Here is a 13000-nt window from a genome sequence, read left to right as displayed (position 1 = left end):
AATTAAAAACCTTTTGGCTTAAATTTAATATGTTTAACACCTGACTCAATTGTCGATGCTACTTTTAAAACATTATATTCATCTAATTGTTTACCTATAATCTGCATCCCAAGAGGTAAACCTCGTGCCGATAAACCGGCAGGAACCGATACACAAGGTAAACCGGCTAAACTTGCAGGAATAGTAAATAAATCGTTTAAATACATAATAGTCGGATCATTTTGTTTTTCACCAATCTTAAATGCTTCAGACGGGGCAGCCGGTAATAAAATAGCGTCAACTTTTGCGAAAGCATTGTTAAAATCGTTTGCAACTAAGCGACGTACTTTCTGAGCTTTCAAATAATACGCATCCATACAACTAGATGATAGCACATATGTTCCAATCATAATACGACGTTTTACCTCCTCCCCAAATCCGGCTGATCTAGTCATTTCATACATTTCGTCAAGCGTCATATTTTCACGTTCTACCCGAGGACCGTATCTAACGCCGTCATATCTAGATAAGTTTGAAGAAGCTTCAGCCGGTGCTATTACGTAATAAACGGCAACGCCATATTTAGCATGCGGCAGCGTAATATCTACTATTTCAGCACCGGCATTTTTAAGTAGCTCTATAGTATCTTGCCACATTTTCATAATATCAGGTTCGATAATACCGCCTTCACCAAGGCTAAGAGGTACGCCTATCTTCATATTTTTTACCGAACTTCCGATAGCAGATTGTAGCACTGGAACTTCTGTTTTGATTGAAGTGGAATCTTTTTCGTCAAACCCCATCATTGCTTCAAGCATAATGCTACTGTCTAAAACGCTTCTAGTAAATATCCCTGCTTGATCAAGGGAGCTAGCAAACGATACCATTCCATATCTTGAGCAACGTCCGTAAGTGGGCTTGAACCCAACTAAACCCGTAAAGCTTGCAGGTTGACGTACCGAGCCGCCCGTATCGCTACCAAGAGCAGCGGGCGCCATAAATCCGCTAACTGCCGCCGCTGAACCTCCTGAAGAACCGCCTGGAACTAAATCAGCATTATCATCATTTGCTTTCCAAGGGCTAATTACATTTCCAAAACAACTAGTAATATTTGCTGAACCCATAGCAAACTCATCCATATTGGTTTTGCCGAGCATCACACCGCCCTTATCAAAAATATTTTGTGTAACACTTGATTCATAATTAGGTATAAAATTTTTCAGTATATTAGAACATGCCGTAGTTCTAGCTCCTTTCGTACAAAAAAGATCTTTAGCGGCAAACGGGATACCTTCAAGAGTTCGCGGCTGGTTTTGAGCATAATTTTGATCGGCTGCTTCAGCCTGTTTTAAAGCTAAATCAAAAGTTTCGGTAACATAAGCATTTAGGTTTTTATGCTTCTCTATTTGTTTAATATGTGCATTAACTAATTCCGTACTTGTAAAATCTTTATTTTTTAGACCTCTTACACTGTCTGCTACTGTTAATTTGTTTAGTTCCGTCATAATTATTCAACAACCTTTGGAGTGATAAAATATTTTACTTCTTTAGCAAGCTGAGCACTATTTCCGCTTACATTATCAAATAATTTATTTGATAAATCAGAACTTGTAACTTCATCTTCTCGCATTCTAGCATTCATATTAGAAACCGAAGTTAAAGGCTCTATATCTTTGCAATCTATTTCATTTAAAATATCGATCATATCCATAATAGTACTAAGCTGAGTAGAAAATTTTTCTACAGTATCTTCTTCAAATTTTAATCTAGCTAATTTTGCTATTTTCTGTGCTGCTTCTTTTGTAATCATAGTTTTATTATTTTGAGTGGTATAATCTGATGTTATTTCCTTAAAGGCTTGCGTAGCTCTGATGTCATTCTTGCTTGGCATTGTTGCATGGATCAATTCCATCGCTGTCATTCCCGCGAAGGCGGGAATCTAGAAAAATAACTTCAATATTGATACAGAAATTACATATTTGATAAAATAAACATATAAAAAACAAGTTTTTTATATGTTTTACTGGATTCCCGCCTACGCGGGAATGACATAAACAAGTCGTGCAATAACGCCTTCAGTCGCTTAGCTCATGACGATTAGAATCAAACAGTCATTATTTCTTGTTCTTTTTGTTTTATTGCCGAGTCAACTTTACTGCTGTATTCATCAGTTAACTTTTGTACTTGTTCAGATAAGTTATGATGCTCATCTTGTGCAATAATATTTTCTTTTTCTAGCTTTTTAAGTTCTTCGTTGCCGTCTCTTCTAATATTACGTAATGAAATTTTAGTATCCTCACCGTATTTATGAGCAAGCTTTACAAGTTCTTTGCGTCTTTCTTCGGTTAAAGCCGGTATCGGTAGTCTGATTAGTTGACCGTCTGATGATGGAGTTAAGCCAAGATTTGCTACCGTAATCGCTTTCTCTACCGATGATACCATAGATTTATCCCAAACCTGCACATTAATTGTCCGTGCGTCAGGTGTTGTAAGAGATGCAACTTGTGAAAGGGGCATTTTGCTGCCATAAGCTTCCACAGCTACACTATCAAGTAAATTAACTGAAGCTCTACCGGTACGTAAGCCTTTAAGCTCATGATCTAAAACTTTTAGAGCCTTATCCATCTTTTCTTGTAAATTTTTCTTTAACGTTTCTGTGTCCATAATTATTCCTCAATTGTCGTATAATCACCTTTATCTTGTATTACTCTGGCAAAATTTCCTTGTTCTTTTATCGAAAATACCCTTATAGGTAATTTATTTTCTCTTGCAACTGCAATAGCTGCCGTGTCCATGACTTGCAGGTTGTTAGTTATAACATCTTTATAGCTAATAGTGAAATATTTTTTAGCATCCGGATTTTTTTTAGGATCGGAATCATATACGCCGTCAACCTGAGTTGCCTTTAATAAAATATCGCAATTCATTTCGATTGCTCGAAGTACTGCTGCACTATCGGTTGTACAAAACGGGTTACCAGTACCGCCGGCAAAAATTACTATACGCTTTTTTTCCATATGTCTTTTAGCTTTACGGCGAATATAAGGCTCGCAGACACTCATCATAGGAATAGCCGAGAGAACTCTTGTATAGATATCGAGGCTTTCCATAACGTTTTGCAAAGTTAATGCATTAATTACCGTTGCGAGCATACCTATATAATCTGCTGAAGCACGATCCATACCAACGAGTGCTGCATTAATCCCGCGGTAAATATTTCCACCGCCGACTACAATAGCAACCTCTACACCTAAATCAATGACCTCTTTAATATCTCCGGCAATCTTTTTTATTACCTCATATTCATGCCCAAATTGCTTATCTCCCATTAAAGCTTCCCCTGAAACTTTAAGCAAAACTTTTTTATACTTTAGAGTGTTTATATCTGATATCATTTTCTACTTCAAGTTGTTTTTAATAGCTGCTTAATTTTTTTAATCATTATACCTCTTTGTAGGTCAACAATTGATGATTTATCAAGTGCATGCACTAATAGCATATTATTATTTATGTCGAGTGTTACCGTACCAGGTGTTAACGTAATCGAGTTACTATACACTACTTCACCGATTTCTTCTAGTCCTTCTGCATCGATCCACTCAAAAACCGGCTCTATCTCTATCTTTCTTTGCCAAATTATTTTAATAACCGAGAAAGCTGATTTCCATATTTCTAATAATAACCAAGGAAAATATAATATAAATTTAATTTTAGTGAGCATTAACATTTCCGGTTAGCTTGATATTTGAAGTAAAAGGTATCAGCAGCATTATTAATACAAATAATAGCCCTATCATATTAAATATATTATTTATTGCAATTACAAAAGCATCGTTATTCAGTTTACTTGCTAATAACAAGTAAGATGCTTGTTCGGGGTTCAGAACTTTTCCGCTTAATAATTCAGTGTAAGAATCTAGCTGTTCTAATGCCATTATAGAAGTAGACGAGATATTTTCCGATAAATATTGCATAAAGGTTTTAGTATCATTAGTAAGTATAGTGCTGATTGTTGCAAGCCCTACCGCTCCTCCTAGATTACGAGTAAGATTATAAAGCCCGCTAGCATTACCTACTCTTTCTTTTGGCATATTGCCAAGAGCTATATTATTAGTCGGTATAAAACAAAACATTAATGAAAGCCCTCTAACAAATTGAGGAAGCACAAATGCAGCAAATTTAGAATCAGGCGTTAGAAAACTATTCAAATGACATCCAAGAGCAAACCCTCCAAGCCCTATAATAAGCATTATACGTAAATCTACTCCTGCTCCCATCATTCTACCAGCTAGTGGTGCAGATAAAAATTGTGCTCCACCCGTCACCATCATAGTAACCCCGATCTGTAATGTATCATATCCGGCAATGGTAAAGAGAAATAGCGGTAATATATATACTGCCCCGTATAATCCGATACCCATAACGAACGAATAAAGACAGCCAAAAGTAAAGTCTTTATAAAGAAATGTTTTTAAATCTAAAATTGGATTAATAAAGGTTAGTTCTCTAATGATTAATAAAATAAAACCTAAAGCTACTGCAATACTTAAGAATAATATTAAATTATCTTCAAGCCATCCTTTTTTGTTTCCTTCTTCTAAAACATATTGTAATAAGCCAAGCGTTAAAGCCATTAATAATATACCGAGAAAATCAAAGTTTTTCAGTAATTTATAATTTGGTTTATCAAAATCCCCGTATAAAAAAACGACGCTGCAAACAAAAATTCCTGGGATAACATTTAATAAAAACATAAAATGCCATGACAAAATTTCTGTAATATATCCACCGAGTGTAGGTCCTAAAGTAGGTGCAACAGTTACGACAAGCCCAATCAAGATAGTAACGGTAGGACGTTGTGATGCCGGAAAAATTATAAAAACGGTACTAAATACTGTCGGTATCATAGCACCGCCAAAAAATCCTTGTAATGCTCTAAAGATAATCATGGATTCAATATTAGTTGCAAGCGAACATAATACGCTCATAATCGTAAATCCTAAAGCTGCAATAAAATAAGAAATCCTGGTAGAAAGTAACCTTGCTAAAAAGCCGGTAATAGGAATAATGATAACTTCAGCTATTAAGTAAGATGTCTGAACCCAAGAAAGTTCGTCACTTGAAGCAGCAAGACCTGCAGCTATTACAGATAATGAGCTAGCGACAATTTGAATATCAAGTACCGACATAAACATCCCGACAACCATACCAAAAAAAGCAAATAACTGCTTTTTAGAAAGAGCAGGCGGTTGTAAATTATCATTTGACATAATTAAATTATACAGTTTAAATTAAATAAAGTTAATAAGTGACATAAAAATACGTGTTTAAAGTAAAAAATTGTTGTACAACTTTTAATTTTTAATTAAACTATTTATTAGGATATAAGTAGACAAGACCTAATATATCGTAATCATTTTATTTATATTTAGCAAATAATAAATATCTGATTGATTTATTAAAAAATATTTACTATAATATTAACATTTATTAACTGTAACTGATTTATCAATATGCAAAATCCAGCACAAAAAGTTATATCTTTTTCAGAGCATAAATCTGATATAGAACGCATAAAGAAATCAATAGAAGAGGGGTGGGCAATAGTAAAGCTAGTACCTAATAAAGACCGTTTTATCGGATTTTTAGAAAAGATTTCACATGCTGAAGATGAAACAATCTATATTCCTCCAAGAAAAAAGATAATAGTTAATTAACACGAATAGCGAATTATTACATAATCTGCTATTCGGCTTAAAAAGTTGAATATAAAAGGCGAAAGATAGTTTTCATCTTTTATATAAAGCTAAGTATATATTATTTTTTAACAAAAACTTATAGTTCTTTACAAAATATAATGGAATTGCCTAAAAAAGGTGATTTTGTTTTACAGCACTCTTAAAAAGACCTTATTGTATTCCCGTGTAGCATTGTTGCGTGAACCGGTAATACCCACTGTGTCACCTAGTTCGCTTGACCACGGGGGTGATAAAAACAATAAAAAATACTAAGGCCCCCGCTATCTTATTCTCTATCTTCTGCTCTAAGCCTGATAATGCATTGTCATTTACTGCCTTTACTGCTAGCTCCGTTACTTTCTCTATCACTATCATCTTTGCTAGCTGCGCCCCGAACGCTTTCGCTAGTTCTATGACGGTTTTGACTACAAGCTCTCAACCTTTAATCCTTTAAACATTTTGATAGTTCGATACTCATAGGTCTTATAGGTAGAGGTTTATTTTCAGCAAGTGCTTGTTGACGCTCTTTTGTTATCGCTTCCCAACGTCTGTAATCTTCATCTTGTCTTTTCATATCATCAAACTGAGCAAAATAAGTGTCAAGCTTTCCCTCAGCTTTTTTTACTTCACCATCTTTAGTATGTAAAAATTCTATTAAATGCGGAACATCTTCTGAAAAAATTCTTGGAGTACCAATCATTTGTATATAATTTAACATTAAAAGTCCTAATCTACATTTATTTTCTGCAATATATTTAGGATAATTTATTTCTTTATTATCATCCATAAAAACATAATCAAAATATTCTTCTAATACTTCTCCAACATCATATAATTCCCCTAAATGGAAATGATAATATTGATAATGCCTCAACATTACTTCTAGAAATTCTCCTAAATTTTCTAACGTTATATCTTCGACTACTTTAAATTTTGCAGAGTCAAAAAAATATAAATCTATATATTCTTGAATAGTTTTTTTAATATATGTATCTTCTTTATTTATTTTTTCATGCCATAATTTATCTGTCATTGTTTATTTCATTTTGTTATTTCAATAATTTATACCACTTTGAGGTTTCATTAAAGTTTTTATTACCTTATTTTTTAAAACAGCATCTCTCTCTATTTCTTTATATGTCCTTACATGACCATGATATACATTACCACCTGTATTATCAAATATTACAAACTGGTCATTTTTTACATCAACAGCAATAAGTCTTTCAGTATCATTACTTACTTTATAAGTATTTGTTCAAAGCTCCTTCAGAGTCTTTAGGTGCTGGACTTTTTGATCACTTAGATTGATGGTGATAATAAATTATTAGTATTTTAAGTTATTTTTCTGGATACCGTGGTCAAGCCACGGTATGACACGAATGCGTTTTTTGATACATTATTAGTATATCAGGTTTATCACGCCTGTCACAAAATGGTGCTATAGTTTTATTTAGAAAGTGGTGCCAATGTGGGGATTTGAACCCCAGACCTACGCATTACGAATGCGTCGCTCTACCAGCTGAGCTACATCGGCTGAAATATCATTATATTTATGTTGAGATTAAGAAATTGTTACTGGATAAGTTTTTTATTGTCATACCGCGATTGGTGAGTTAGATCCAGTAAAATTTGATTACTACAAATTGTTTTTATGGATCCCGTGGTCAAGCCACGGGATGACAATAAATACATTTACCGATCCATGCAACAATGCCTAGCGAGAATGAAGCCATACAGCAAGGTTCAAAGCACTCTTAAAGATGCGTCGAAAACCTTAAATGGAAATGCTGCGTATCATCGTATTTCTTCTTCTTAACCGGGAAGCCCCAATCCATTCTGATCGGTGCAAAACGTGTTACCCAAATAAAGCCAAAACCAATAGAAGCTCTAAGCGATTTATCGTTATAAAAGCCGTTTGGAGTTTGATATTGTTTCTTATTTAAACCTACTCCCCATACGCTTCCTAAATCCATAAAGACTGCACCCGTTAAATTAAACTCTTCAGGTACAGGAGTTGGGAAATTAAGCTCTGTTGAAAATGTATAATATCGTTCCCCGCCAAGTCCTTCATTAGTAACTTTTTCACGAGGTCCGACCCCACCGCTTGCAAAGCCTCTTAAACTATAATCACCTAAATTAAAGCGATCGGAAATTCTAATAATTTTTCCGCCAAGTCCTGCAATATCACCACCGGAAGCAGATAAGTTTAAAGTAAGTTTGTTATGTATGAAAGATTTATAATATTTACCTTCAACTTCATGTTTTATATATTTGTTATCACCTCCGACACCGGCGAATTCTTGGGTACCACTTACTAAATAACCGTTCTTTGGTACAATTCTGTTATCCCTTTGATCATAGGTAATAGTATGTCCTATAGCAGAAGTAATGAATCTTCCCATTTGCTCATTTAAGAATATTGAACTTGATGGAGATGGTGCACTTAAAATATCACGTTTGATTAAATAATCTATTTCGTGACCTAAATCCTCTTTAATTTCATAACCAAGAGAAGTTTTTACTCCTATAGAGTGTAACTTATAGCTTTGATCGGTCGTATTTAATACACTAGCACCGCGTCCGGTATAGTTTCTAAATGCGTTTACACCAAGTGATAAATCACGATCTAAAAAGTGAGGCTCAGTAATACCACCGTAATAGCTTGTACTGTTTTTACTTACTTGTACACCGGCATTAAGCAGTTTACCGGTACCGACTAAATTACGCTCTAGGAAAGAGAAACGTCCAAATAAGCCGCCGGCAGTATTATATCCTAAATCAAAGCCTATAGAAGAAGTAGATTTTTCATCAACTTCAACATTGACGTCATATTTATCTTTTGCTTTAGTCGGAGCTAAGCTAATTGCTACTTTCTCAAAATAATCTAAATTTCTAAGATTACGCTCACCTTTTTCAATATATGAACGGTTAATTATATCGCCTTCTTCTGTTTTAAATTCCCTTCTTATAACATGATCTTCAGTTTTAAGGTTATTAATAATATTAATTTTATTAATATAAACCTTATCGGCTTTCTCAATAATAAATTTAATATCTGCAGTATGATTAGCATTTTTCATTATATCCGGATAAACATTTACCGCAGGGTAACCGTTTGCTGTAAAATATTCTCCGATTTTTTCAGCTATATCATCAACCGTTTTCATATTGAAAACCTTGCCTTGCTTAATATTAACAATTTTATTAAGTGGTGTTATATTTATATTAGTTAATTTATTGTCTATCGTAACATTACCGAAGCTATATTTTTCTCCCTCTTCAATGGAATATGTAAGGGTAAAATATTCTTTAGTATTATTGAGCTCTACCGATGCCGAAATTACTCTAAAATCTGCAAAACCTACAGATTGATAAAATTCTCTTAGTAATTCTTTATCATACTCCACTCTATCAGGATCGTAAGTATCGTTACTTTCTAAAAAACGAAACCAACGAGATTCTTTAGTTAAAACAATAGATTTGAGTTCTGAATCGCTATAATTTTCATTACCGCTAAAATAAATATATTTAATACCGGTTTTTGGTCCTTCTGCGATATCAAAAATAACCTTAACCCTGTTGTTTTCTAAATTCTCAATTTTAGGTGTTACCGTAGTAGCAAAACGTCCGCTACGTTTATAAATTTCTAATATTTTCTTTACGTCTAATTCAATTTTAGCTTGGCTAAGAGATTCGCCAGACATTGTATAAATTTCTTTAGCGAGCATATTAGTTTTGATTTTAGAATTACCGCTAAATACTACGCTACTTATAAAAGGCGTTTCAGTAACGCCCACTATTAAATTACCGTCATTTGTTATATACATATTTATATTTCTAAAAAGTGAGGTGGCATATAAACGTTTTATTGCCTCATCTTCTTTAGAACTATTATAAGTTTCTCCTACTTTAAGCTTTAAATAGCTTTCAACAGTAGAACGCTCAACCCTATGGTTACCTTCGATAGTTATTTTACGAATTACAGAGTCAGCTAATGAAATATGATAATAAAAAATCGTTAATAATAAAATTGTTAACTTGCTAATTGATTTGATTTTCACTTAAAACCTTCTTTAAGATTTAATTTAAATTTCTAATGTTTAAATACGATGTCATACCGTGGCTTGACCACGGTATCCAAAAAAACAATACTAATAATCTTGATATTTCTAACTGGATCCCGTGGTCAAGCCACGGGATGACAGATGCATTTAAACATAATTAATGTACTCCACTATAGTGGATAATATTAGTCAGAGCAAGTAAATCTATTATAATACCGTTAAGAAAATAAATTTTGTATATCGTTGGAAACAGAGATTATAATAAGGAAAATTATTATTGCCGCTCCTAATTGTAACAAAATATTTTTAGTTTTAGGATTCGGTAATTTACCGGTAATTGCTTCATAGAGTATAAATACTAAATGTCCTCCGTCAAGGACCGGTATAGGTAATAAGTTAAGTAACCCTAAATTAACAGAAAGCATTGCTATAAACAGCAGATACATTTCAGCCCCTTTCGCTATAGATTTTCCTGACTCTTTAGCAATAGCTACCGGTCCTCCTATCTCATCAAGCGAACGTTTTCCTACAATCATTTGCGATATTGCTTTTAGGGTTAAAGCTGACATATCTATAGTAGCATTAATAGCTTCCCAAAATCCTTCTAAAATTCCTATTTTGGTATGAATAAATTCATTTTTAGCTACAATACCGATACGGAGAGTTTTCTTAACTTTCTTTTCTTCAGGAGGCGATATAATTATTTCTTCAGGCATTATATTAACAGTAAATTCTTCACTTTTTCTTTCTATAGTTAAAGTAGAAGAACTAAAGCCGCTAATTAATATTTCTTGTTGTACATCACTAAAATTTTTAACCGATTTATTATTAGCCTTAACAATTTTATCTCCTTCTCGTAATCCTGCTCTCTCTGCTGGTGATGAAGCTATTACCTCGCCTATTATAGGAGGAATCCCTGTTTTTCCAAAGTAACAATAAAAACCTGCAAATATTATTATGGCAAGTAAATAATTAATTAACGGACCTGCTGCAACTATTAAAAAACGTTCTAAACAAGATTTAGCATAAAAAGCTACTTTTTCGTTAACTTCTTTAGTCTTATCCATAAGGCTGCGATCATAGCCGTAAATCTTGACATAGCCGCCAAGCGGTACAAGGCAAATCTTCCACCTGACTCCTTTTCTGTCGGTAATACCTATCAGTTCTTTACCGAAACCTATTGAAAATTCTTCAATTTTTACATTAAAATATCTAGCGACGCAGTAATGCCCAAGTTCATGGATAAACACCAAGATACTAATGGTTATAATAAATCCGATTATAGATAGCATAAAATTTTTATTAATTTACAAGTATATTTGTATACAAGTTTATGAGTATACAAGTAAGTAGTTTTAAAGTATAATTTAGTAATCTTAAACTTTTTTCTGTATTATCTGTATTATGAGTTCAAATAAAATTAATAAAAAGTCGATTGCACGTATTGCAGCAGTGCAGGCTATTTATCAAAACATATTGCAAAATAACGAAGATATGGATGATATCATGCAAAATGTACTTTCTTTTTATCAAAATGATAGTTCTATAACAAATTTACCGGACAATTTAAAAATATCATTAAGTATAAGTCATTTTAAAATGCTGGTAAAGTCAGTATTTGAAAATATTAATAAACTAGATGAAATTATTGACAATCATTTAACAAATGATAAAGATCCTGCACATATGCCGATCTTGCTCCGAGCTTTATTGCGTGTTAGTATATGTGAGCTATTATTTTGCCCTACTACGCCGGCTAAAGTAGTAATCAATGAATATACAGATATAGCAAATGATATGTTAAATGAGCATGAAATTGGTTTTGTTAATTCGGTATTAGACAAAATAGCACAAGAGCATACTCGTTTAATTTGAAAAATTGGCTACGTCATCATACAAGAACGAGGGTACTCACGTATTATTATACGCTCCGTTCCTCGTCTTGTGGATTCCTTGCTCTTTTCCAAATTAAACTTCGTCTACTTATTCTTCATTTATTTATAAGATTTTATGACAAATAATTTAAGCGGTTATAGAAATAAATTCGTTAGAGTTAAGACTTCTAAAAAGCGTACTGTCTCCTCTAATAACTGGCTAAAACGCCAATTAAACGATCCGTATGTTGCAAAAGCGCGCATTGAAGGCTTTAGATCAAGAGCTGCATATAAACTACTTGAAATTCATGAGAAATTTAAACTTTTCACTCCTAATATGAAAATTGTTGATCTAGGAGCAGCTCCTGGTGGATGGAGTCAGGTAGCGTCTAAGCTTATTAAAGCTTCGGATAATAGCCTAAATAATAAAATAATCTCTATCGATTTATTAGAAATCGAACCTATTGTCGGAGTTGAGTTTTTTCAAAAAGGCTTTTTTGAAAAAGATGCGGAAGAATTAATTATTCAGGCTTTAGACGGTAAAGCTGATATAGTAATGAGTGATATGGCATCAAATACTATAGGCCATAAAACTACCGACCATATAAGAACCTTACTTTTATGTGAGCAAGCTTTTGAGTTTGCTGTAAAAGTGCTAAAACCCTCCGGTCATTTTATTGCTAAAATCTTTCGTGGCGGTGCAGAAAACGAATTATTAAATAAAGTGAAGCGTGAATTTAGAACGGTGAAACATTTTAAACCTTCATCCAGCCGTAGCGAATCTACGGAGATCTATTTAGTTGCTCTAAATAAGAAATAATAGACTTTTTGCATAACTTGCTTCTAAGGGTAATTTGTGCGTCGATCCGGTACTCGCATCTGTGCGAACTAAAGTGTACGCTGCAGCGGCAAGCGTTTCCGTGTCTCCTTCAAATTTCTCCTTATTAGCCACGTTATGTAAGAAGTCTAATGAATATGAAAGGCGAAAGGTGATTTTTGCCTATCAAATTTACTATATATATGTTATTTTTTTATTTAACATACTAGATGATAATTACTTATATCTCCTGTTGTTTTGACTTCTTGAGCATATTCTTGACTGCAGCTTTGAAAACCATTATACATCTCAACTAAATTAGCCCCAGTTTCAGTTTCAACTATTTGAGTATATAAATTATTTTTTAAATTTAGAGTATATAATGGCCTGAAAAATCAAGACAAAATATATGAACAATGTACTTGGTAATGTTGCTTAAAATTAAGCTGCTATTTGTTCATAATGTTGTACGTAATCCAGATAAACATTCATAGGTTTTTTATACCCAATACTTGAATGGAATCT

At 33.3% G+C, this 13000-nt stretch carries 14 protein-coding genes, 1 tRNA gene and 2 pseudogenes; 4 read left to right on the top strand and 13 right to left on the bottom strand.

Annotated features, from left to right (window positions below):
- Positions 1–2 precede the first annotated feature (2 nt).
- The 6 genes from gatA to AC1Z7D_RS00240 form a co-directional block, all read right to left on the bottom strand.
- The gene (gene gatA / locus AC1Z7D_RS00265; RefSeq protein ID WP_482601205.1) at positions 3–1484 is read right to left on the bottom strand and encodes an Asp-tRNA(Asn)/Glu-tRNA(Gln) amidotransferase subunit GatA; all 1482 of its coding nucleotides are present in this window, start codon (positions 1482–1484) and stop codon (positions 3–5) included.
- Between the two features lie 2 nt (positions 1485–1486).
- Positions 1487–1789, bottom strand: a complete 303-nt coding sequence (gene gatC, locus AC1Z7D_RS00260; protein WP_482601221.1) for an Asp-tRNA(Asn)/Glu-tRNA(Gln) amidotransferase subunit GatC — start codon at positions 1787–1789, stop codon at positions 1487–1489.
- Between the two features lie 293 nt (positions 1790–2082).
- Positions 2083–2643 carry a ribosome recycling factor gene (gene frr / locus AC1Z7D_RS00255; RefSeq protein ID WP_482601204.1) on the bottom strand — a complete coding sequence of 187 codons (561 nt, stop codon included), beginning with the start codon at positions 2641–2643 and terminating at the stop codon, positions 2083–2085.
- 2 nt (positions 2644–2645) lie between these two features.
- Positions 2646–3374: a UMP kinase gene (pyrH, locus tag AC1Z7D_RS00250; RefSeq protein WP_482601203.1), complete on the bottom strand. Its 729-nt coding sequence runs from the start codon at positions 3372–3374 to the stop codon at positions 2646–2648.
- Between the two features lie 8 nt (positions 3375–3382).
- Positions 3383–3706 carry a monovalent cation/H+ antiporter subunit E gene (locus AC1Z7D_RS00245; protein WP_482601202.1) on the bottom strand — a complete coding sequence of 108 codons (324 nt, stop codon included), beginning with the start codon at positions 3704–3706 and terminating at the stop codon, positions 3383–3385.
- Positions 3690–5249: a DHA2 family efflux MFS transporter permease subunit gene (locus AC1Z7D_RS00240; RefSeq protein ID WP_482601201.1), complete on the bottom strand. Its 1560-nt coding sequence runs from the start codon at positions 5247–5249 to the stop codon at positions 3690–3692. The genes AC1Z7D_RS00245 and AC1Z7D_RS00240 overlap by 17 nt, the downstream gene beginning before the upstream one ends.
- Before the next feature lie 243 nt (positions 5250–5492).
- On the opposite strand from AC1Z7D_RS00240, the gene AC1Z7D_RS00235 reads away from it, so the two are divergent.
- Positions 5493–5696: a DUF2674 domain-containing protein gene (locus AC1Z7D_RS00235; protein ID WP_482601200.1), complete on the top strand. Its 204-nt coding sequence runs from the start codon at positions 5493–5495 to the stop codon at positions 5694–5696.
- A gap of 243 nt (positions 5697–5939) precedes the next feature.
- Here the strand turns inward: AC1Z7D_RS00235 and AC1Z7D_RS00230 are convergent, their stop codons facing one another.
- The 4 genes from AC1Z7D_RS00230 to bamA form a co-directional block, all read right to left on the bottom strand.
- A complete protein-coding gene (locus AC1Z7D_RS00230) occupies positions 5940–6092 on the bottom strand; it encodes a hypothetical protein (protein ID WP_482601199.1) in 153 nt (50 codons plus the stop codon).
- Positions 6093–6159: 67 nt separating this feature from the next.
- On the bottom strand, positions 6160–6750 hold the full coding sequence (locus AC1Z7D_RS00225) for a hypothetical protein (protein WP_482601198.1): 591 nt from the start codon (positions 6748–6750) through the stop codon (positions 6160–6162).
- Between the two features lie 428 nt (positions 6751–7178).
- Positions 7179–7254: transfer RNA gene (locus AC1Z7D_RS00220), tRNA-Thr, on the bottom strand.
- 220 nt (positions 7255–7474) lie between these two features.
- Positions 7475–9781, bottom strand: coding sequence for an outer membrane protein assembly factor BamA (gene bamA, locus AC1Z7D_RS00215; RefSeq protein WP_482601197.1), 2307 nt, complete (start codon positions 9779–9781; stop codon positions 7475–7477).
- Positions 9782–9816: 35 nt separating this feature from the next.
- On the opposite strand from bamA, the gene AC1Z7D_RS00210 reads away from it, so the two are divergent.
- Positions 9817–9945, top strand: a complete 129-nt coding sequence (locus AC1Z7D_RS00210; RefSeq protein ID WP_482601196.1) for a hypothetical protein — start codon at positions 9817–9819, stop codon at positions 9943–9945.
- 57 nt (positions 9946–10002) lie between these two features.
- Here AC1Z7D_RS00210 and rseP read toward each other — a convergent pair whose 3' ends face one another.
- Entirely contained in the window at positions 10003–11076 is a 1074-nt protein-coding gene (gene rseP / locus AC1Z7D_RS00205) for an RIP metalloprotease RseP (protein WP_482601195.1), read from the bottom strand.
- Positions 11077–11188: 112 nt separating this feature from the next.
- Between rseP and nusB the strand changes: the two genes are divergently transcribed.
- Positions 11189–11659 carry a transcription antitermination factor NusB gene (nusB, locus tag AC1Z7D_RS00200; RefSeq protein ID WP_341787089.1) on the top strand — a complete coding sequence of 157 codons (471 nt, stop codon included), beginning with the start codon at positions 11189–11191 and terminating at the stop codon, positions 11657–11659.
- Positions 11660–11794: 135 nt separating this feature from the next.
- Positions 11795–12478 (top strand): RlmE family RNA methyltransferase, encoded by a 684-nt coding sequence (locus AC1Z7D_RS00195; protein ID WP_482601194.1) that lies wholly within the window; start codon positions 11795–11797, stop codon positions 12476–12478.
- Here AC1Z7D_RS00195 and AC1Z7D_RS00190 read toward each other — a convergent pair.
- Positions 12476–12652: pseudogene (locus AC1Z7D_RS00190) on the bottom strand (palindromic element RPE1 domain-containing protein); the annotation flags it as partial. The gene AC1Z7D_RS00195 and the pseudogene AC1Z7D_RS00190 sit on opposite strands and share 3 nt — an antisense overlap.
- Before the next feature lie 41 nt (positions 12653–12693).
- Positions 12694–12852 (bottom strand): annotated as a pseudogene (locus tag AC1Z7D_RS00185) (secreted effector lipase Rlip); the annotation flags it as partial.
- Between the last annotated feature and the right edge of the window lie 148 nt (positions 12853–13000).

It is taken from the genome of Rickettsia sp., assembly GCF_965035265.1.
The sequence above is the reverse complement of the archived record's forward strand: the minus strand, read 5'-3'. Positions and strand labels throughout refer to the sequence as shown.

What these genes read in the sequence shown, in the direction of transcription:
- AC1Z7D_RS00245 (WP_482601202.1), bottom strand. Translation starts at nt 3,706, where the DNA reads ATGTTAATGCTCACTAAAATTAAATTTATATTATATTTTCCTTGGTTA.
- gatA (WP_482601205.1), bottom strand. Translation starts at nt 1,484, where the DNA reads ATGACGGAACTAAACAAATTAACAGTAGCAGACAGTGTAAGAGGTCTA.
- frr (WP_482601204.1), bottom strand. Translation starts at nt 2,643, where the DNA reads ATGGACACAGAAACGTTAAAGAAAAATTTACAAGAAAAGATGGATAAG.
- nusB (WP_341787089.1), top strand. Translation starts at nt 11,189, where the DNA reads ATGAGTTCAAATAAAATTAATAAAAAGTCGATTGCACGTATTGCAGCA.
- AC1Z7D_RS00210 (WP_482601196.1), top strand. Translation starts at nt 9,817, where the DNA reads ATGTTTAAATACGATGTCATACCGTGGCTTGACCACGGTATCCAAAAA.
- AC1Z7D_RS00195 (WP_482601194.1), top strand. Translation starts at nt 11,795, where the DNA reads ATGACAAATAATTTAAGCGGTTATAGAAATAAATTCGTTAGAGTTAAG.
- AC1Z7D_RS00235 (WP_482601200.1), top strand. Translation starts at nt 5,493, where the DNA reads ATGCAAAATCCAGCACAAAAAGTTATATCTTTTTCAGAGCATAAATCT.
- rseP (WP_482601195.1), bottom strand. Translation starts at nt 11,076, where the DNA reads ATGCTATCTATAATCGGATTTATTATAACCATTAGTATCTTGGTGTTT.
- AC1Z7D_RS00230 (WP_482601199.1), bottom strand. Translation starts at nt 6,092, where the DNA reads ATGATAGTGATAGAGAAAGTAACGGAGCTAGCAGTAAAGGCAGTAAAT.
- gatC (WP_482601221.1), bottom strand. Translation starts at nt 1,789, where the DNA reads ATGATTACAAAAGAAGCAGCACAGAAAATAGCAAAATTAGCTAGATTA.
- AC1Z7D_RS00240 (WP_482601201.1), bottom strand. Translation starts at nt 5,249, where the DNA reads ATGTCAAATGATAATTTACAACCGCCTGCTCTTTCTAAAAAGCAGTTA.
- AC1Z7D_RS00225 (WP_482601198.1), bottom strand. Translation starts at nt 6,750, where the DNA reads ATGACAGATAAATTATGGCATGAAAAAATAAATAAAGAAGATACATAT.
- pyrH (WP_482601203.1), bottom strand. Translation starts at nt 3,374, where the DNA reads ATGATATCAGATATAAACACTCTAAAGTATAAAAAAGTTTTGCTTAAA.